A 17,206-nucleotide genomic window follows, 5' to 3' on the forward strand; every position below is an offset into this window, starting at 1 on the left:
GGGATGTTCGTTCGTCGCCTCGCCGTGGTGATTGCCCGGGCGTGCCGATGCTGGCAGGGTGGCCGTCCCGTTGTCCCGCCCCGGAGCCCTCCATGACCTTCGACCCGACCCTGCTGGCCAAGGCCAGGCACCTCGTCGTCTTCACCGGCGCCGGCATCTCCGCCGAGAGCGGCATTCCCACCTTCCGTGACCGCCTGACCGGCTTGTGGGAGCGTTTCGAGCCCGGCGAGCTGGCCAGCGCCGAAGGCTTTCGCCGTGACCCGGCGCTGGTCTGGGGCTGGTACGAGTGGCGGCGCACCGCCGTGCATCGCGCCCAGCCCAACGCCGGGCACCGGGCCATCGCCGAACTCGCCGAGCGGGTGCCACGGCTCACGCTGATCACCCAGAACGTCGACGACCTGCACGAGCGCGCCGGCAGCCAGGCGGTGCTGCACCTGCACGGCCGCCTCGATGCGCTGCGTTGCTTCGCCTGCGCGCGGCCGGCGCTGGAGATTCCCACGCCGGACGAGCCCGACGCTGGGCGCCGGGTGGAGCCGCCGCGCTGCACCCGCTGCAACGGCAAGCTGCGCCCGGGCGTGGTGTGGTTCGGCGAACCGTTGCCGGCCGATGTGCTGCGTGCGGCGTTCGCGGCGGCCCAGGACTGCGACCTGCTGCTGTCCATCGGCACCTCCGGCGTGGTGGAACCTGCCGCGCGGATTCCCCGGCTGGCGCTCGCGGCGGGGGCCACGGTGCTGCACCTCAATACCCAGCCGGTGGCGGTGCAGGGTGAGCGCGAGTTCGCCCTGGCGGGCAAGGCCGGCGAGCGCCTGCCGGAACTGCTGCGCCAGGCCTTCGGCGCCTGAGCCGGCCGGCGCTCAGGTCGGGAGGGTCACAGGGGGCGGTTCTCGGCGGCTTCGAGCAGCGCCAGCAGGTCGTCGACCGTGGCTTCCAGGTACTGGCCGGCCTTGTAGTCGCGCAGCACCGCCTCACCTGCGCCGATCACCGCCTGCGGGCGTTCGACGAACAGCCCCACCGGCTCGAACGCGGCGTCGAGCACCACCACCAGCGGGATCGAGACCTTGTCGAGGCCGAGGCGGGCCTTGAGGTCGTCTTCGGCTCGGCCCTTGGTGATCACCGCCAGGTCGACCAGCGGCTGGGTGCGGCAGATGAAATCGAGCACGGCGAGGTTGATCTGGCAGTCCGGGCACCACATCTCGCCGGCCACCAGCAGGTGGTAGCGCCGTTCGAGGCGCTGCAGCCGCGCGAGCGCCGCGGGGCCGATGCTGCCCGGCGTCGCCAGCTTCTGCACCACGACGTTGGCGGCGTCCCGCTCGGCGGGCAGGCCGCTGCGGAGGAAGTCGGCGAAGCCCTGGCCGATCTCGAACAACTGCTGGTATGACGCCATGGAAGGCCTCCTGGGTTGAGTGAGGGGAGGCGGGCATCCCAGCAGAAAAGTGGCGTGCGCATCAAGTGCCGCTGCGGCGTCCGCCGGTGGGCGGGGCGCCGCTCATCCAGCCTGGGCGTCGCGTTATCGGGCCTCGCTGCGCTCGGCACAACCGACGGCGTGCCCATCGTCGGGAACCGCAGGATTGTCTGGCCGCGTGGCGCATGAGCCTGCACTATCTGCGCTCTTTCCACCGACTTCCCATGGGCCCGCGCCATGCACGACAGCCTCCCGAAACCGGTCTCGCTCGGCCTCGCGTTGCGCCGTTGGCGCCTGCTGCACCGGGTGAAGCAGGCCCACGCCGCGCAGCTGTTCGGCGTCGCCCAGTCGACCATCTCGCGCTGGGAAAGCGGGGCGCAGGCGATGGAACCGGCCGAGCGCGCGCGGGTGGAGCGGGTGCTTGGCGCCCGGCTGGAGGCGGCGGCCGACCAGGCCCTGGCGCGGCTGGTGGGCGACAGCCCGCGCGCGGTGCACCTGGTCTGCGACCTGAGCCATCGCCTGCTGGCCTGTTCCGCCCTGCGCGCCGCCGAATTCAGCGTGCCCCTCTCCGAGCTGATGGGCCGCTCGCTGTGGCGCTATGCGACGCCGGAGATCGTGCGCCAGGAAGCCGCGCTGGACGCCCTGGGCTGGCGCGACGTGCTGATGCCGCCGGCGCTGGAGTTCGGCAGCGGCAGCAACGAATCCGCCATCGTGCCGATCCGCCAGGGCCTGTGCCGCTGGACGCGCATGACGCTTTCCGACGGCACCGCCGCGCGCCTGGTGGAAACCCTCTGAGTGCCGCCCGGCCACGCATATTCCATGCGTGGACGCGACGCCAGCCGCGCGCCTAGGCTATGCGCCTGCACGGGAGCCCTCCGGCTCCGACGACCATTTCGCGGGTGAAGCATGAACATCGACACCATCAGGGCGCGGCTCGACTTCCTGCGTGAGGCGGAGCGCCTCAAGGATGTGCTGCGCAGCGCCCACACCTCTTCCGGGCGGGTGGAAAGCACCGCCGAGCACAGCTGGCGCCTGTGCCTGATGGCCATCACCTTCGCCGACGAGCTGGCCGGGCTCGACCTGCTGCGGGTGCTGAAGATGTGCGTGGTGCACGACCTGGGCGAGGCCATCCATGGCGACATCCCCGCCGTCGAGCAGGGCGGCCATCCCGACAAGGGGGCCCAGGAGCGCGAGGACCTGCTGACCCTCACCCGCACCCTGGACGATGGGCTGCGCGGGGAGATCCTCGCGCTGTGGGACGACTACGAGAACGCCGCCTCCCCCGAGGCGCTGGCGGTCAAGGCGCTGGACAAGCTGGAGACCCTGCTGCAGCACACCCAGGGCGCCAACCCGGAGGACTTCGACTACGCCTTCAACCTCGGCTACGGGCGCCGCTACACCAGCGGCGAACCGCTGTTCGCGGCCATCCGTGCACAGCTGGACGAGGACACGAGGCGGCGGATGGAGGCGCGGGCGAGCGCGGCTCGCTGAGCGGCGTTCGAACCCCGTCACGTCGACGCGCTCGCCAGCAGAAAATCCTGACGGCGAGGCCGTCGCCTGTGGGACCATGGCGCGGTGCCTGCCCCCTCTCGTGAATCCTGTGCCCATGAATGGCCGGGTCCATCGCCAGCGGGGGCAGCCGGCGTTGCAGGAGCAACGCCCGGGCGCTTCCTCGATCATTGTCTGGTTCGTACAAGGCCGTATGAAAATCAAACTGTCGCTCCTCGCTCTACTGGGTGCCCTGTCACTCGCCCAGCCACCGCTTTGCCTCGCCGGTATCGCCAACGGCAAGCAGCTCTACCAGCAGAGATGCGCCGTGTGCCACGGAGCGGACATCAAGGGCAGCGGCCCGCTGGCCCACAAGAGCGACCCACCGACCCCCGACCTGACGACGGCTGCCTTCCGGCAGCGGCTCGCGGACTACCCGGGGGTCATCGTCTCGTCGGTCATCCTGCGCCCCAATGGCAACCTGATTCCCCGGACGCTGCAGGAGAACGGCGTGAAGATCCCGCCGCACGCCTGGAGCGTCCAGGACTTCCGCGATCTCAACCAGTACATGAGCGGTGTGATCCTCCAGCGGCGCTGAGCGCAGGAGGCGGGCGGGCTGCGTCAGCGGGCCGCGTGACGCTGGTTGCGGCAGCGCTCGGAGCAGTAGCGCACCTCGTCCCAGCAGCGTGCCCAGCGGCGGCGCCAGGCGAAGGGGCGCCCGCACACCGCGCAAATCTTGTGCGGCAGGTGGGTCTTCTTCACAGGGCCTCGCCGGCGTCCAGCTGGGCCAGCAGCCGTTCGCCGCGCTGCCAGAGGGCCTCGACCCGCGCATCCGCCATGCGCTGCAGGTTGCGGTAGACCATGGCCAGGCGCGGATTGCCGCCCAGGCGATCGCGATGGCGCATCAGGAAATGCCAGTACAGCGCGTTGAAGGGGCAGGCGTCGTCCTCGGTCGCCCGCTCCACGTTGTAGCGGCAGTTGGTGCAGTGGTCGGACATCCGCTGGATATAGCGACCGCTGGCGCAATAGGGCTTGGAGCCGAGGTAGCCGCCGTCGGCGTGCATCACCATGCCCAGGGTGTTGGGCAGCTCGACCCACTCGAAGGCGTCCAGGTAGACCGCCAGGTACCACTCGCAGATGGCCGCCGGCGCGATGCCGGCGAGCAGGGCGAAATTGCCGGTCACCATCAGCCGCTGGATGTGGTGCGCATAGCCCAGCTCCAGGGTCTGGCCGATCGCCTGGGCCATGCAGCGCATGTCGGTGCGGCCGGTCCAGTAGAACGCCGGCAGCGACCGCCGGTTGCCGAAGGCGTTGAGCGCGGCGTATTCCGGCATGCGCAGCCAGTAGATGCCGCGCACGTATTCCCGCCAGCCGATCAGCTGGCGGATGAAGCCTTCGGCGGCGTTCAGCGGCACCCGGTCCCGGCGGTGGGCGTTCTCCACGTCGGCACAGAGCTGGCGCAGGTCCAGCAGGCCGATGTTCAGGGCGGCGCTGATGCGCGCGTGGAACAGGTAGGGCTCGCCCTCGGCCATGGCGTCCTGGTAGTCGCCGAAGGAGGGCAGGGCGAACTCCAGGAAGTGTTGCCAGAGCGCCTGGGCCTCGTCGTGGGTCACCGGGTAGTCGAACCCTTCCAGGCGGCCGTAGTGCCCGGCGAACCGCTCGCCCACCAGGGCCACCACCTCGCGGGTGATCGCGTCCTGGCCGAACCGGGCGGGGAAGGGGCCGCGCGCGCCCTTGGGCAGCGCCTTGCGGTTGTCGGCGTCGAAATTCCAGCTGCCCCCCAGCGGCTGGCCGTCCGGCTCCAGGAGCAGCCCGGTGCGCTTGCGCATTTCGCGGTAGAACAGCTCCATGCGCAGTTGCCGGCGGTTGCCCGCCCATTTGGCGAACGCCTCGCGGGAGCAGAGGAAGCGGCGGTCGGCGTGCCAGGTCAGCGGCAAGCCGGTCGAGCGCAGCGACTCCTCCACGCGCCACTCGCCGCACTCGGTCAGGTGCAGCGCCGGCTCGCCCAGGGCGGCGTGCCAGCGCCGCAGCTCGCCGGCCAGGCTGCCGCTGTTGTCGACAGCGTCGAGGCGCACATAGATCACCCGCCAGCCGCGCGCCTCCAGTGCCGCCGCGAAGTGGCGCATGGCGCTGAACACCAGAACGATCTTGTGGGGGTGATGCGGGACGTAGCTCGCCTCCTCCCGGACCTCCGCCATCAGCAGCGCATCGTGGGCCGGGTCGAGTTCATCGAACAGCGAGAGGTCGAAGCTGAGCTGGTCGCCCAGCACCAGGCCGAGCCGGCGAACGTGGTCGTTCACCATTGCGAGTCCAGCGACAGGGGCAGGCGCAGCGGTTCCAGTGGGCCCTCGCGGACGCCGCACATCTCGTCGTGGACGCAATGTTGCACCAGCTCGCAGGGCAGCCGTGGCAAGCCTTGCAGCAGGTCGCGGAGCTGGGTCGTCGAGCGCAGGCGCAAGACCTTGCCCTGCTCGTCCAGCACCCCTTCGAGGCCCGAGGCGAGCCGCGCCTGCAGGATGTAGAAGCCGCCTTCCAGGGACACCACCTCGAGCCCTTCGATACGGCCCGCCAGCGCGGCCTCGCCGAGTTGTTGGAGATTCATCGCCCAGTCCTCCGGCTCACGCCTGGTCAGTCAGTTGTGCAACGCGGCATCGCGGCGGAAGAACAGCGTCACCTGGCCGAGCTCCACCCCGAGTTTGCTCATGCTCGAGCGGTTGATGAGGGTGTCCTCGTCCATCAGGTACATCCAGTCGTCGAAGTCCACTTCCCAGGTCGAGCCGTCCACCTCCAGGTTCAGCGTGTAGCGCCAGCGCAGGGCGTTGCCCGCCACCTCGCCATCGGCTTCGCCGATCACGTCCCCCGCGCGGCCGCGCCAGCGCCCTTCGCCCGCCGGGGTCAGGGTCCACACCCGCTGCTGGCGGGTGCCGTCGCTGTAGAGGAAGCGTTCGTCGAGGATCAGCCGCTCACCCTCGCGGCGGCTGGTGATGTCCACCTTGAAGCGCTTGACCACCTCGCCCGAGCGGTTCTGGAAGATGCCCCAGGCCTGCACCGGCCGGGAGAAGAACCCCGGCAGATCCAGCTGCGGCCGCTCCCGCGCGTAGTGATCGACATCCACACCGCCACAGCCGGCGAGCAGCAGGCAGCACAACAACCCTATTACGGCGCGCATCATCGATCTCCTCACGGGCTTTTCTCATTGAGCCCCAGCAGCTCGCGGCGCAACTGGGGGTTACGGGTGCGGTCATCCAGCCAGATGGCGAAGAACGCCTGGGCGAAGTCGGGGTCGGCGATGGCATGGCGGAACGCGCCGTCGACGTAGAAGCGGCTGCCCTTGCCGGGCTGGTAGAGGCCGATGATGCGCTGGCCCGGCTGGATGTCGACGAAGGCCTGGCGCATCTCGCCGTCCCAGGCCGCCAGGCGCTTCTCGTCGACCGAGGCGCCCCCCAGCCGGCGCATCTCGTCCAGGCTGGCCTGCACCAGCGTGTCCCGCGACAGATCGCGGCTGTAGATCAGTTCCAGGGCGAAGGGCTGCTGCCAGTCCACCGGCGCCACCGGGCTCCAGAGCCGGGCCTGGTACACCCGCAGGCCGAACCAGGTGAAGTCGCCCTGGCCGACCAGCTTCGCGCCGGGCAGTTCGCTGCGCCAGTCCGCCCAGCTCGGCGAGCCGGCCAGCAGCAGGCAGAGCAGGGCGACGGTGCGTAACGCCGAGGCGGCAGGCGATGCCAGGCGCATGGTGGACTCTCCACGTGGATTCATTGGCCGATAATACCTGTACAAATAATAGTTATGTATAGGTATTTGTATAGCTTTGCGGGCGCACGTCCAGGCCACCCACCCAGCACCGGCGGCTCCGCCCGGGAAACGGCCCCCTCGCGGGGTTGCCGGGCGCGACAGCCGGAGCGGCTGGACTATCGTTCGTTGATCCCGACAAACACCGCGTGCGTCTCGACTGGGGGAAGGCATGAGCAGGCTCGTCTGTGCTGATTTCGATGAATTCGAGGAAGCCCTCTATGGCGTCGAGGGGCGCTACCTGTTGCGTACACGGCAGCAGCGCGACTGGCGCTTGCGCGTCGTCGAGCTCAACGGCGTGGCGCTGATGTTCGGCCGCGAGGGGGCGGGCACCGTCTACAGCGGGGTCGGCCTGAGCGGCTTCTTCAATATCTTCCTGCCACTGAGCCGGCACGAGTCCACCGTGCTGGGAGGGCAGCGCCTGGACCGCCGGCTGATCGGCTGGATGGTGCCCGAGGCGATGTTCCATATCGACGCCAGCCAGCCGGCGAGCTGGATGACCGTGGCGATGTCCTGCGAGCTGGTGCTGCGCTGGGCGCAGCAGCACGAGGACGAATTCGACGTGTCGATCCTCTCGCGCAACCTGGTCTGCGTGGCCCAGCAGGACCTGGCGCCGCTGGTGTGGCTGGCCTTGCGCCTGTTGCGCATCGATCACTGCGCACCGCAGGAGCTGCACGCCCCGGCGGCCGAGTGCGCGGCGCGCGGCGATCTGCTGGACCGGGTGTTCCGCAGCCTCCTGCCGGCGACACCGGCCCAGGCCGATAGCGCGGGGCGGCAGAACCACCAGCTGATCCTGCGTCGCGTCCTGGAGTTGCTCGAGGGCATGCCGGATACACCGCTGCACATGACGGACCTGTGCCAGGCCTGCAACAGCTCCGAGCGCACGCTGCGCAACCTCTTCACCCGCTACCTGGGCATGAGCCCGCACCGCTACCTGATGCAGCACCGCCTGCACGCCATCCGGCGCGCCATCCTGCGGGCCTCGGCGGACGAGACCATCACCGAGATCTGCGCGCGTTTCGGCGTGTGGGACTTCGGCCGCTTCGCCGGGCTCTACCGGCGCTACTTCGGCGAACTGCCGTCGCAATCGCTGCGCAGCCGTCGCTCCCTGCCGCCTAGGCGGGGCTGATGCGGCGCTGCAGGGTGGCGCTGGGGTACTCGCCGAACAGGGCGTGATAGTCCGCCGCCATGCGCCCGCCATCGGTGTAGCCGAATCGACGGGCCAGCTCCGCGACGCCGGTCTGGTAAGGGTCGGCAACCGCCAGGGCGGCCCGCAGCAGGTGCAGGCGGCGCAGGCGCAGGTACCGTGCGGGCGCCACGCCCAGGATGGCGACGAAGGCGCTGCGCAGGGTGCGCTCGCTGACGCCGAGCCCGCGGCACAGCTCGGCCAGGCGCGGTGGACGCCCGCACCCCTGCGGCAACATGTCCAGCACCTGCTTCAGCAGGCGTTCCTGAGCGGCCCGGAGGCGGCGTTCGCGTGGCGTGTTGCGCGTTTGCATGGCGGTGTCCTGGCCAGGAATGGCGCCTCCAGGGTGCGCCGGGGCGGGTGCCGCGGCTACGTAAAACAGGCATGTGCCGGCCGTCGTGCAGATTTGCCGATTTTACGTAGCCGCCAGCGGCCACCCGCGGCGAGCATCCCGGTATCGCTCGCCACCCGCTGCCCCTGCATTCGGCGTCCTGACGAGCCCCCGAAAGCACCTGCCCCGTGCCGGCGCGAATGGAGGCGATATGAGACTGTCGAGGTGCCGCACGGGCATTGTTAGCCTGCTCCTGGCTGTGGCCGCCGTTCATCCGCGCGCTGAAGCTCAGGGCCCGACGTTGCTTGAAGTCGAACCCTTCATCGAGTTGCCCGCCGGTGTGCGCTACCCGGAGGGCCTGGCCGTCGCCCCTGACAGCGGCGAGATATTCGTCGGTACCTTCGATGCCCGCCAGCCCGCCGAACGGCGTAACAACCAGTTGCTGCGCTACAGCGCCGGGGGGCGGCTACTCGCACAGCGTGCCTTTGCCACAACGCCCCTGACCGGCCTGGGCTACGCCGATGGCAAGGTCTACATCCTCAATTTCGGCGCCGGCAAGCTGCAGCGCATCGCGGCCGACTTCACGGCCGACTCTCCCCTCGAGGACCTTCTCGACTTCCCCCGGCTCGATCCCGCCGCGCCGGCTGCACGCAGCGTGGCCAACCCGGACGGCAGCCAGGACCTGATCCGCTTCGGTGCTGCCGGCGTGCCGGCGCCCAATGGCCTGGTGTTCGCCGGCAATGGTGATCTCTACGTTTCCGACTCTTTCCAGGGCGCGCTGTATCGCATCGCCAACGCCACGCGCTGCAAACCCTGCACCCTGGAAGTGAAGTCGCGTGACCCGCTGCTGGCCACCGCGGGCTTTTTGCCGTTCGGTGCCAACGGCCTGGCCTTCAACGCTGACGAGAGCCGGCTCTACATCAACAACGCCGGCGACGGTCGCCTGCTACGCCTGGACCTGGCGAGTGGCGAGCTGCAGATCGTGGCCGAGAGCCTGCCGGGAGCCGATGGCCTGCTGTTCCATGACGGCTTGCTGTGGCTGCTGGCCAATCAGGTCGACCAGCTGCTCGGCCTCGACGAACTCGGCCTGATCCGTGCGCGCGCGGGCGGCTTCGAGGGGATCGCCGGCAACGGTGCGCCTCGTGGCCTGCTGTTTCCCGCCAGCAGCGTGGTTCAGGGCGAGTGGATGCTGGTCAGCAACCTGGCTCTGCCACTGACGCCCACCGAAGGGGACGAGTGGGAGGAGCGGGTCAGTACCTGGAACCTGATGCGCGTGCGCCTGCCGCCATCATCGAACGAAGCGGAGTCTGCCAATGCCGCGCAACCCTGATGCACCGATGAACCACGGCCGTCGCCACTTGCTGCTCGGCTCCGCAGCACTGGCCACGGTGTTGCTGTTACCCCTGGGCGGATGCATGCGCGGCAGTGGCCTCGCGGCAGGCCGCCCGCAACCTGAGAATGGAGAGCGCAAGACCATGGGCACTATCACCACCCGCGATGGCACCGAGATCTACTACAAGGACTGGGGCACGGGCCCGGTCGTCGTGCTCAGCCACGGCTGGCCGCTCAACGCCGACAGCTGGGAGGCGCAGATGCTGTTCCTGGCCAGCAACGGCTACCGGGTGATCGCTCATGACCGCCGCGGCCATGGCCGCTCCAGCCAGCCCTGGAGCGGCAACGAGATGGACACCTACGCCGACGACCTGGCCCAGCTGCTCGACCAGCTGGACGTGCGCGGCGCCGCATTGTTCGGCTTCTCCACCGGTGGCGGCGAGGTGGCGCGCTACATCGGCCGCCATGGCACGGCGCGGGTGGCCAAGGCCGGGCTGATCGCGGCGGTGCCGCCCTTGATGGTGCGGACCGAGGCCAATCCCGGCGGCCTGCCGGTCGAGGTGTTCGATGGCATTCGCGCGGCCTCCATCGCCGACCGTTCGCAGCTATACAAGGACGTCGCCAGCGGTCCCTTCTTCGGCTACAACCGGCCGGGCGCCAAGCCCTCCCAGGGCGTGATCGACGCCTTCTGGATGCAGGGCATGATGGCCGGGCACAAGAATGCCCTCGACTGCATCAAGGCCTTCTCCGAAACCGATTTCACCGAAGACCTGAAGAAGTTCTCCATCCCCACGCTGATCCTGCACGGCGACGACGACCAGATCGTCCCGGTGGACGCCGCCGCGCGCGCGTCGGCCAGGCTGGTGCCGCACGCCAAGCTGGTGATCTACCCCGGCGCGCCCCACGGCATCACCGACACCCACAAGGAAAAACTCGGCGCGGACATGCTGGCCTTCCTGCGTGACTGAGCCCCCCCCTGCGCCCGCCGAATTCCCGGCGGGCCACGGCAAAAGGAGAGACGAGATGAGCGGCAAGAAAGCATTGATCGTGGTGGACATCCAGAACGACTACTTCCCTGGCGGCCTGTGGACCCTGGACAAGGTCGAGGAGGCTGCGGCCAAGGCGGCCCAGGTGATCGCGGCATTCCGCGACAGCGGCGACCTGGTGGTGCACATCCGCCACGAGTTCACCAGCCAGGACGCCCCCTTCTTCCGGCCGCACAGCGAAGGCGCGCAGCTGCACCCGAGCGTGATCAACCGGCCGGGCGAGCCGGTGGTGCTCAAGCACTACATCAACTCCTTCCGCGAGACCGAGCTGAAGCCCATCCTCGACAAGGCCGGCGTGAGCGACGTGGTGGTGGTGGGCAACATGAGCCACATGTGCGTGGACGGCATCACCCGTGCCTCGATCGATTTCGGCTACCGGACCACCGTGCTGCACGATGCCTGCGCCACCCTCGACCTGGAGTTCGACGGCGTGAAGGTGCCGGCGGCGCATGTGCATGCGGCCTTCATGGCGGCGCTGAAGTTCGGCTATGCACCGGTGATCTCCACCGCCGAGTACCTCGGCCAGCACACGAGGAATGCCGCATGAGGCGCACCCTGGCGTTCGCCTTGGTCGGCGCGTTCGTCGCGCCGGCACTTGCCCACGAGCCCGGCGGCCTCCACAGCGGGAAGAGCGAGAAGGTCGAGGCCGCCTTCGACCTGGTGCACACGCGGGTGTCGCGCGACGGCGAGATGCTGGTGTTCGAACAACGGGTCGACGGCAAGGCCGGCAGTCGCACGCCTTCGCCCAAGGGCGGCTTCGCCGGCGCCGAGGTGTACAGCTACGTCTGGCCGACCAGCCTGGACAGCGGTTCGGTCGGCTTCGAGCAGGGCTCGGGCATCCTCGCTCTGGCGCTGACCTCGCACCCGGACTTCGACGACACGCCGCAACTGGACGAGAACGGCGACGGCAGGAAGGACAACGACGGTGGCCTCTGGCACTCGCACTGGGTGGTGCTGACAAAGGAGGCGACCTGCGGCCCGTCCGGACTCAAGGTGCGCGACATCCCCGAAGGCGCCAAGCCCAGGCTGCCACCGACCTGGCCCGGTGCGCCGATCTATATCGACTCGCCCGGCTACGACCTCAACGTCAAGACGGACGCCGCGCAGATTCGCGTGCCGTTGAAGGCGGTGGGCTTCCCCGAGAGCTTCAACTACGACGGGGTGACCGCCGCGCTGCAGGTCAACGCCGACCTGCACGACCCGCTGCTGTGCGTGTCCAGCGTGTGGGATGTGGCCTCGGGCGACCTGAGCCTGCCAGCGACCTGGAAGGCCGTCGACAAATGATCGGCGCTCCGGCGCCACCTTTCTCCCTGGAGGGCAGCATGAGTGACTCGAGACAGGACACCGGCCTTTTGCTGGTCGACCCCTACAACGACTTCCTCAGCGAGGGCGGCAAGCTCACCGGTCTGGCCAAGCCGGTGGCCGATCGCCTCGGCACGCTGGCCAACCTGCGCGCGGTCGTGGGGGCCGCGCGCCAGGCCGGCATCCGCGTGTTCTACGTTCCGCATCACCGCGCCCGGCCCGACGATTTCCAGGGCTGGCTGCATCCCAGCCCCTATCAGCTGGGTGCGGCGAGGGCCCAGGTGTTCGCCGTCGGCAGCTGGGGAGGGGAGTGGCACCCCGACTTCCAACCCCAGGCCGGCGACGTGGTAGTGCAGGAGCACTGGGGCGGCAGCGGCTTCGCCAATACCGACCTGGACCTGCAACTCAAGCAGCACGGGGTGCGCCGGGTCATCGTCGTCGGCCTGCTGGCCAACACCTGCATCGAGGCCACCTCGCGCTTCGCCGCCGAGCTGGGCTACCACGTGACCCTGGTGCGTGACGCCACGGCGGCCTTCTCCGAAGAGGCGCTGCATGCCGCGCACGAGATCAACGGGCCGACCTTCGCCCACGCCATCGTCACCACGGCCGAGCTGCTCGGCGAACTGGTCTGAGGAGCTACCGTGATGCCCAAGAACAAACTGACCAACGCAGTCGGCGCCCCCGTCGTCGACAACAACAACACCCAGACCGCCGGCCCGCGTGGTCCGGCGCTGCTGCAGGACGTGTGGTTCCTGGAGAAGCTCGCCCACTTCGACCGTGAGGTGATTCCCGAACGGCGCATGCATGCCAAGGGCTCCGGCGCCTACGGCACCTTCACCGTCACCCATGACATCAGCCACTACACCCGTGCCGCGCTGTTCTCCCGGGTGGGCAAGCAGACCGACGTCTTCGTGCGTTTTTCCACCGTCGCCGGTGAGCGTGGCGCGGCGGACGCCGAGCGCGATATCCGTGGCTTCGCCGTGAAGTTCTACACCGAGCAGGGCAATTGGGACCTGGTGGGCAACAACACGCCGGTGTTCTTCCTGCGCGACCCGCTGAAATTCCCCGATCTCAATCACGCGGTGAAGCGCGACCCGCGCACCGGCATGCGCAGTGCACAGAACAACTGGGACTTCTGGACCAGCCTGCCGGAGGCGCTGCACCAGATCACCATCGTGATGAGCGACCGGGGCATTCCCGATGGCTACCGTCATATGCATGGCTTCGGCAGCCACACCTTCAGCTTCGTCAATGCTGCCCACCAGCGGCACTGGGTCAAGTTCACCTGGAAGACTCAGCAGGGCATCCGCAACCTGTCCGACGCCGAGGCTGGGCAGGTGGTGGCCGGCGACCGCGAGAGCAGTCAGCGCGACCTGTACGACAACATCGAGCAGGGCAACTTTCCGCGCTGGACCTTCTACGTGCAGGTGATGCCGGAGAGGGACGCCGGCCGCTACGCGATCAACCCCTTCGACCTGACCAAGGTATGGCCGCACAAGGATTACCCGCTGATCGAAGTCGGCGTGCTGGAGCTCAATCGCAACCCGGAGAACGTCTTCGCCGAGGTCGAGCAGGCCGCTTTCAACCCGGCCCATGTGGTGCCCGGTATCGGCTTCTCGCCGGACAAGATGCTGCAGGGCCGGCTGTTCTCGTACGGCGATGCGCAGCGCTATCGGCTTGGCGTCAACCACACGCACATTCCGGTCAATGCGCCGCGTTGCCCGTACCACAGCTACCATCGCGACGGCCAGATGCGCGTCGACGGCAACCAGGGTTCACGCCTGGCCTATGAGCCGAACAGCCAGGGCGAGTGGGCCGAGCAGCCGGAGTACGCCGAACCGCCCCTGAGCCTGGAGGGCGCCGCCGATCATTGGAACCACCGCGTCGACGAGGACTACTACTCCCAGCCCGGAGCGCTGTTCCGTCTGATGTCGCCGTCGCAGCAGCAGGTGCTGTTCGACAACACCGCCCGGGCCATCGACGGCGCCTCGCAACAGGTGGTCGAGCGACACATCGGCAACTGCAGCAAGGCCGACCCAGCCTACGGAGCAGGGGTGCGCGAGGCCATCGAGCGACTGGCGAGATAGCCTGCGGGGGCGCCGCCCGAACCAAGCGAGCGCCCATTCACCCGCTCAGATTCCGGGGCGCTACTCGTGCTTCGCCGGAAAGCGCTCGTGCAACTGCCGTGAGAGATCGCCCAGGGCACGGAATTCCGCGAAGTCCGGCGCGTGGTCCATGCGCTTGGGCCACAGCTGGGCGGCGGTCTTGTGCCAGTAGAGGATGGCGTCGTGCCCCGCGACGGAGTCCGGCATCTGCCGGCGGGTGTACTCCCAGGGCTCGCCGCCCGCCCAGCGCCACTCGCGCGAGACGTCGTCCGGCTCGCCGCTGGTGGCGACCTTGACCAGCTCGCCGGCCTGGTAGGTGTAGAAGTAGCGCAGGTACATCTCGTCATCCGTGCCCGTGAGCCAGATCGTGCAGACCTCGCCGTTCGGCTTGCTGGTGACGTAGACCTCGGCTTCGTGGCGATACGGCCAGCCCGTGGAGACGGGCAGCGTGGCGAGGTAGCGGCTGTTCTCGTAGCCCTGGCCGTCGGGGAGCGGGCAGTGGTCGCGGAGCGAGTCGAGGCGTGTCGCCGGGTTCCAGCGCCAGCTTCCGTCGGGGGCGGGAATCGCCGAGAACCTATCGAGCAGCTCGTCGCTGACCATCTGCTGGTCATCGCCGAAATGGCCGCGCACGCGCTCCAGCACTGTCTTCCGGTTCGCCCAGCTGATTTCATCGCCGACCTTCAGCCCGCAATCGGCCACCTCGGGCGCCGCCCTGGCGCCGCGCGAATAGGTGAGCAACAGGCCGTTGGAGAGGATCTCGCCGCGTTCGGTGTCGTCGGCGAAGCAGCTCAGGCGGATGTCCATGCGCTGCTCCTCGCACCCCTTGGCGCAGGTCATGTATTCCAGCGACAGGTCGTCGATGCGGAAGGTGCCGCCCTGGTCCTCGATGACCGGGGCGAAGTCCAGCTCCAGGGTGCGCGGGCCGGCCGCCATGACCTGCGAGGCCGGCAGCTTCAGCCACACCGTGCGGTTCAGCGTGCGCGTGCAGCGCTTGAAGGAGGGCAGGGTGCCGAAGCGCGAGGGCGAGGCGCAGTTGGCTCGCGAGGTGGTCGTCTCCGTGGTGTTCGGCGAGCCGTCCACCAGGGGGCGATAGGTGGCGTTGACCTTCACCCGCCAGGTGCCGACCGGGGGCGCGTCGGGGGCCAGCACCTGCAGGCTGACGCGGTGGTTCTCGGCGGCCAGGCGCTGGGCCGCGCAGGGCAGGGGGGCGCCCAGGCAGGCCGCCAGCAGCAGGGCGAGGCAGGGCCGGTTGGCATTCATCAGCCAGCGGGTGCCGAACGGGTGTTTTCTCAACGGAGTCTTCCTGGGCGATCGCAAGGGCGCGAGTGCCTGCATTCTGATGGGCGCGGATGCGAACCGCGCGTGCATGGCCGACATTTTCGTCGTCATCGCCCGGGCCCTCCGCATCGGCGCGTCCTAGTACAGCTGTGCTAGTTGACCCTCGCTCGCGCCCGTCGCTAGATTCCGGCCCTTCTTCGCAGCAGGGCCCCTCGCCCCGCAGCGCCAACAGCGGCAAGGACAGGCCCGTCATGCACAAGATCACTCCCTTTCTTCTCACCAGCGCCCTGGCGCTCATCTGCCTGCCCAGCCACGCACAGGACGAGGTCTACAGCTGCGACGCCGGCTACTTCCCCTCCGAGGGCAAGTTCAGCCAGCTCTACACCGTCGTGGGCAAGCACCAGACGCACTTCTTCAAGGACGACGAGCGCTGCCCCGAGTCGGAAGGGTGCATGCGCAAGGCCTACGTCATCGAGGGCGACGAGGTGCTGGTCAACAAGATCGAAGGCGACTGGGCCTGCGCCTGGTACCAGGGCAAGAAGCGCGAAACCGTCGGCTGGATCGTGCTGGAGAACCTCGCGCCGGCGGCCGACCCCTTGCCCGCATCCACCGACTGGCTGGGCTCCTGGAAGGCCCGGGCGGGCTCCATCACCATCGAGCAGCCAGGGCAGGAACCGGGCCTGCATGTGACGGGCGACGCGACCTGGGGCAGCGGCGCCAGCACTCACATCGGGCAGATCGACGCCACCCTCAAGCCACAAGGCCGCTACGCGATGACCCGGGACGGCGACGGCAAATACGACTGCGCGGTCGAATACACCCGGATCGGCCGCTTCCTGATCGTCGATGACAACAACAACTGCGGCGGCATGAATGTGAGTTTCGATGGGGTTTACGTCAGGGAGTGATCAGGCGGGTGCTTGGAGCACCGCCGTCGCTCGCTCTCCTGCCAGGATGAACGCGTGCCGTAGGGTGTGCCGTGCGCACCGCCGCGCGGTGCTTCCGGCGAGCCCTGTGGCGGCCTGAATGTGAGCTTCGATGGGGTTTACGTCAGGGAGTGATCAGGCGGGTGCTTGGAGCACCGCCGTCGCCCGCTCTGCCTGCCAGGACGAACGCGTGCCGTAGGGTGTGCCGTGCGCACCGCCGCGCGGTGCTTCCGGCGAGCACTGCTCAGCGAAGGCGATGATTGATCGTCTCCGGTTTGAGCAGTTCTTCTGCCCCCTGTGGCCCATAGAACCTCACGTCTTGAATTCCAAACCTGCTGGCTTTGACCACCGTAACGCCTGCGTGCATGCCAACGAAGAAATAGTCGCCTTGCTTGACCAGGCTATTGGGTGCAAAGCGGGACCATGGCGCTTTGTAGGCAATGATTTCCATCGACGCCTGCTCAGGGGATGGGTTTATGGCAATCAGGCTGTCGTAGGTCAGAATGTAGGCAACGCCCTGTTCAAAGAGGATCTTCTCCGGGGCGGAGGGGAGCAGGGTGACCTTGGTCAACTTCGGTTCGCTTGCGATATCCGTCAGCTCATACATGGCGCCAACGTTAATCCCCATGTGGCTGAGCCCGGTAAACACGAAGATCGAGTCTCCGACTTTCTGGATGCTGACGACATTTTCCTTCAGCAAGGTTCTGGTCGTTCCATCCTGCGAGGTGACGGTCAGCTCACCACCCCATTCACCCTGATCCGTACCCCTGATCTTCACGCCACCGACCTGCAACTCGGTCAGGGGCCGCTCCAGGCTCTGTTCATCGTGACTGATGAGGAGTCCGCCACCTTCGGCAGTAACTTGATAAGCGCCAAGGTCCAGTGTTTTCCCGGTGATGCCGCTTTTCGGTATGGCCTGGGCTACCAGGCCGTTCTTTTGAAGTTCGCTTTCTAGGGTGCCTGCGACCGTCGTCATGGAGATCAGGGCTGAGAGTGCAGCGATTGCAATGCGTTGCATGGG

General features: G+C 68.3%; 21 protein-coding genes. 12 read left to right on the forward strand and 9 right to left on the reverse strand.

All coding sequences use genetic code 11. The features are described 5' to 3' along the window. The first annotated feature begins 92 nt into the window (after positions 1-92). Complete coding sequence (locus tag HSX14_RS12510; RefSeq protein ID WP_173174524.1) at positions 93-842, forward strand: SIR2 family NAD-dependent protein deacylase; 750 nt, start codon at positions 93-95, stop codon at positions 840-842. Between the two features lie 26 nt (positions 843-868). Here the strand turns inward: HSX14_RS12510 and HSX14_RS12515 are convergent, their stop codons facing one another. After that, entirely contained in the window at positions 869-1,384 is a 516-nt protein-coding gene (locus HSX14_RS12515; RefSeq protein ID WP_173174522.1) for a thioredoxin family protein, read from the reverse strand. A gap of 255 nt (positions 1,385-1,639) precedes the next feature. Here HSX14_RS12515 and HSX14_RS12520 point away from each other — a divergent pair, with 255 nt between their 5' ends. From HSX14_RS12520 to HSX14_RS12530, 3 genes are all read left to right on the forward strand, one after another. After that, positions 1,640-2,197 carry a helix-turn-helix domain-containing protein gene (locus tag HSX14_RS12520; protein WP_173174520.1) on the forward strand — a complete coding sequence of 186 codons (558 nt, stop codon included), beginning with the start codon at positions 1,640-1,642 and terminating at the stop codon, positions 2,195-2,197. A 111-nt stretch (positions 2,198-2,308) separates the two neighbouring features. Further along, on the forward strand, positions 2,309-2,893 hold the full coding sequence (locus tag HSX14_RS12525; protein WP_173174518.1) for an HD domain-containing protein: 585 nt from the start codon (positions 2,309-2,311) through the stop codon (positions 2,891-2,893). Between the two features lie 211 nt (positions 2,894-3,104). After that, positions 3,105-3,488 carry a c-type cytochrome gene (locus HSX14_RS12530; protein ID WP_373874660.1) on the forward strand — a complete coding sequence of 128 codons (384 nt, stop codon included), beginning with the start codon at positions 3,105-3,107 and terminating at the stop codon, positions 3,486-3,488. 23 nt (positions 3,489-3,511) lie between these two features. Here the strand turns inward: HSX14_RS12530 and HSX14_RS12535 are convergent, their stop codons facing one another. From HSX14_RS12535 to HSX14_RS12555, 5 genes are read right to left on the reverse strand one after another with little or no spacing between them, the layout of a single operon-like run. Beyond that, positions 3,512-3,652 (reverse strand): DUF2256 domain-containing protein, encoded by a 141-nt coding sequence (locus HSX14_RS12535; protein ID WP_173174516.1) that lies wholly within the window; start codon positions 3,650-3,652, stop codon positions 3,512-3,514. Next, on the reverse strand, positions 3,649-5,193 hold the full coding sequence (locus tag HSX14_RS12540; RefSeq protein ID WP_173174513.1) for a cryptochrome/photolyase family protein: 1,545 nt from the start codon (positions 5,191-5,193) through the stop codon (positions 3,649-3,651). Before HSX14_RS12540 ends, HSX14_RS12535 begins: the two co-directional genes overlap by 4 nt. After that, positions 5,187-5,492, reverse strand: a complete 306-nt coding sequence (locus HSX14_RS12545) for a DUF6482 family protein (RefSeq protein ID WP_173174511.1) — start codon at positions 5,490-5,492, stop codon at positions 5,187-5,189. Before HSX14_RS12545 ends, HSX14_RS12540 begins: the two co-directional genes overlap by 7 nt. A gap of 30 nt (positions 5,493-5,522) precedes the next feature. Next, positions 5,523-6,059, reverse strand: coding sequence for a DUF3833 domain-containing protein (locus HSX14_RS12550; RefSeq protein WP_173174509.1), 537 nt, complete (start codon positions 6,057-6,059; stop codon positions 5,523-5,525). 11 nt (positions 6,060-6,070) lie between these two features. Then, on the reverse strand, positions 6,071-6,622 hold the full coding sequence (locus tag HSX14_RS12555) for a chalcone isomerase family protein (protein WP_173174507.1): 552 nt from the start codon (positions 6,620-6,622) through the stop codon (positions 6,071-6,073). 229 nt (positions 6,623-6,851) lie between these two features. Between HSX14_RS12555 and HSX14_RS12560 the strand changes: the two genes are divergently transcribed. After that, positions 6,852-7,808 (forward strand): helix-turn-helix domain-containing protein, encoded by a 957-nt coding sequence (locus HSX14_RS12560; RefSeq protein ID WP_173174505.1) that lies wholly within the window; start codon positions 6,852-6,854, stop codon positions 7,806-7,808. Here HSX14_RS12560 and HSX14_RS12565 read toward each other — a convergent pair. After that, entirely contained in the window at positions 7,795-8,178 is a 384-nt protein-coding gene (locus HSX14_RS12565; protein ID WP_173174503.1) for a helix-turn-helix domain-containing protein, read from the reverse strand. The two genes, HSX14_RS12560 and HSX14_RS12565, sit on opposite strands and share 14 nt — an antisense overlap. A 319-nt stretch (positions 8,179-8,497) precedes the next feature. Here HSX14_RS12565 and HSX14_RS12570 point away from each other — a divergent pair, with 319 nt between their 5' ends. The 6 genes from HSX14_RS12570 to HSX14_RS12595 all read left to right on the forward strand — a co-directional run bounded on the left by HSX14_RS12570 (position 8,498) and on the right by HSX14_RS12595 (position 13,963). Further along, the gene (locus tag HSX14_RS12570) at positions 8,498-9,526 is read left to right on the forward strand and encodes an SMP-30/gluconolactonase/LRE family protein (protein WP_173174501.1); all 1,029 of its coding nucleotides are present in this window, start codon (positions 8,498-8,500) and stop codon (positions 9,524-9,526) included. Between the two features lie 145 nt (positions 9,527-9,671). Beyond that, a complete protein-coding gene (locus HSX14_RS12575; RefSeq protein ID WP_173174567.1) occupies positions 9,672-10,496 on the forward strand; it encodes an alpha/beta fold hydrolase in 825 nt (274 codons plus the stop codon). Between the two features lie 55 nt (positions 10,497-10,551). Next, positions 10,552-11,121 carry a cysteine hydrolase family protein gene (locus HSX14_RS12580; protein WP_173174498.1) on the forward strand — a complete coding sequence of 190 codons (570 nt, stop codon included), beginning with the start codon at positions 10,552-10,554 and terminating at the stop codon, positions 11,119-11,121. After that, on the forward strand, positions 11,118-11,858 hold the full coding sequence (locus HSX14_RS12585) for a hypothetical protein (RefSeq protein ID WP_173174496.1): 741 nt from the start codon (positions 11,118-11,120) through the stop codon (positions 11,856-11,858). The genes HSX14_RS12580 and HSX14_RS12585 overlap by 4 nt, the downstream gene beginning before the upstream one ends. Before the next feature lie 38 nt (positions 11,859-11,896). Next, complete coding sequence (locus tag HSX14_RS12590; protein ID WP_173174494.1) at positions 11,897-12,508, forward strand: cysteine hydrolase family protein; 612 nt, start codon at positions 11,897-11,899, stop codon at positions 12,506-12,508. Between the two features lie 12 nt (positions 12,509-12,520). Next, on the forward strand, positions 12,521-13,963 hold the full coding sequence (locus tag HSX14_RS12595; protein ID WP_173174492.1) for a catalase: 1,443 nt from the start codon (positions 12,521-12,523) through the stop codon (positions 13,961-13,963). Between the two features lie 60 nt (positions 13,964-14,023). On the opposite strand, the gene HSX14_RS12600 is transcribed toward HSX14_RS12595, so the two are convergent. Beyond that, on the reverse strand, positions 14,024-15,274 hold the full coding sequence (locus HSX14_RS12600; protein ID WP_173174490.1) for a hypothetical protein: 1,251 nt from the start codon (positions 15,272-15,274) through the stop codon (positions 14,024-14,026). 236 nt (positions 15,275-15,510) lie between these two features. Here HSX14_RS12600 and HSX14_RS12605 point away from each other — a divergent pair, with 236 nt between their 5' ends. Further along, positions 15,511-16,167 carry a hypothetical protein gene (locus HSX14_RS12605; RefSeq protein WP_173174488.1) on the forward strand — a complete coding sequence of 219 codons (657 nt, stop codon included), beginning with the start codon at positions 15,511-15,513 and terminating at the stop codon, positions 16,165-16,167. A 262-nt stretch (positions 16,168-16,429) separates the two neighbouring features. Here the strand turns inward: HSX14_RS12605 and HSX14_RS12610 are convergent, their stop codons facing one another. Next, positions 16,430-17,203: a hypothetical protein gene (locus tag HSX14_RS12610; RefSeq protein ID WP_173174486.1), complete on the reverse strand. Its 774-nt coding sequence runs from the start codon at positions 17,201-17,203 to the stop codon at positions 16,430-16,432. Positions 17,204-17,206: the final 3 nt, after the last annotated feature.

The sequence above is a fragment of the Pseudomonas tohonis genome, assembly GCF_012767755.2.
Lineage (GTDB): Bacteria > Pseudomonadota > Gammaproteobacteria > Pseudomonadales > Pseudomonadaceae > Metapseudomonas > Metapseudomonas tohonis.

Coding starts and splice junctions, on each gene's coding strand:
- HSX14_RS12605 (WP_173174488.1), top strand. CDS start 15,511: ATGCACAAGATCACTCCCTTTCTTCTCACCAGCGCCCTGGCGCTCATC.
- HSX14_RS12520 (WP_173174520.1), top strand. CDS start 1,640: ATGCACGACAGCCTCCCGAAACCGGTCTCGCTCGGCCTCGCGTTGCGC.
- HSX14_RS12610 (WP_173174486.1), bottom strand. CDS start 17,203: ATGCAACGCATTGCAATCGCTGCACTCTCAGCCCTGATCTCCATGACG.
- HSX14_RS12590 (WP_173174494.1), top strand. CDS start 11,897: ATGAGTGACTCGAGACAGGACACCGGCCTTTTGCTGGTCGACCCCTAC.
- HSX14_RS12575 (WP_173174567.1), top strand. CDS start 9,672: ATGGGCACTATCACCACCCGCGATGGCACCGAGATCTACTACAAGGAC.
- HSX14_RS12510 (WP_173174524.1), top strand. CDS start 93: ATGACCTTCGACCCGACCCTGCTGGCCAAGGCCAGGCACCTCGTCGTC.
- HSX14_RS12545 (WP_173174511.1), bottom strand. CDS start 5,492: ATGAATCTCCAACAACTCGGCGAGGCCGCGCTGGCGGGCCGTATCGAA.
- HSX14_RS12540 (WP_173174513.1), bottom strand. CDS start 5,193: ATGGTGAACGACCACGTTCGCCGGCTCGGCCTGGTGCTGGGCGACCAG.
- HSX14_RS12550 (WP_173174509.1), bottom strand. CDS start 6,059: ATGCGCGCCGTAATAGGGTTGTTGTGCTGCCTGCTGCTCGCCGGCTGT.
- HSX14_RS12515 (WP_173174522.1), bottom strand. CDS start 1,384: ATGGCGTCATACCAGCAGTTGTTCGAGATCGGCCAGGGCTTCGCCGAC.
- HSX14_RS12580 (WP_173174498.1), top strand. CDS start 10,552: ATGAGCGGCAAGAAAGCATTGATCGTGGTGGACATCCAGAACGACTAC.
- HSX14_RS12530 (WP_373874660.1), top strand. CDS start 3,105: ATGAAAATCAAACTGTCGCTCCTCGCTCTACTGGGTGCCCTGTCACTC.
- HSX14_RS12560 (WP_173174505.1), top strand. CDS start 6,852: ATGAGCAGGCTCGTCTGTGCTGATTTCGATGAATTCGAGGAAGCCCTC.
- HSX14_RS12555 (WP_173174507.1), bottom strand. CDS start 6,622: ATGCGCCTGGCATCGCCTGCCGCCTCGGCGTTACGCACCGTCGCCCTG.
- HSX14_RS12565 (WP_173174503.1), bottom strand. CDS start 8,178: ATGCAAACGCGCAACACGCCACGCGAACGCCGCCTCCGGGCCGCTCAG.
- HSX14_RS12595 (WP_173174492.1), top strand. CDS start 12,521: ATGCCCAAGAACAAACTGACCAACGCAGTCGGCGCCCCCGTCGTCGAC.
- HSX14_RS12525 (WP_173174518.1), top strand. CDS start 2,309: ATGAACATCGACACCATCAGGGCGCGGCTCGACTTCCTGCGTGAGGCG.
- HSX14_RS12585 (WP_173174496.1), top strand. CDS start 11,118: ATGAGGCGCACCCTGGCGTTCGCCTTGGTCGGCGCGTTCGTCGCGCCG.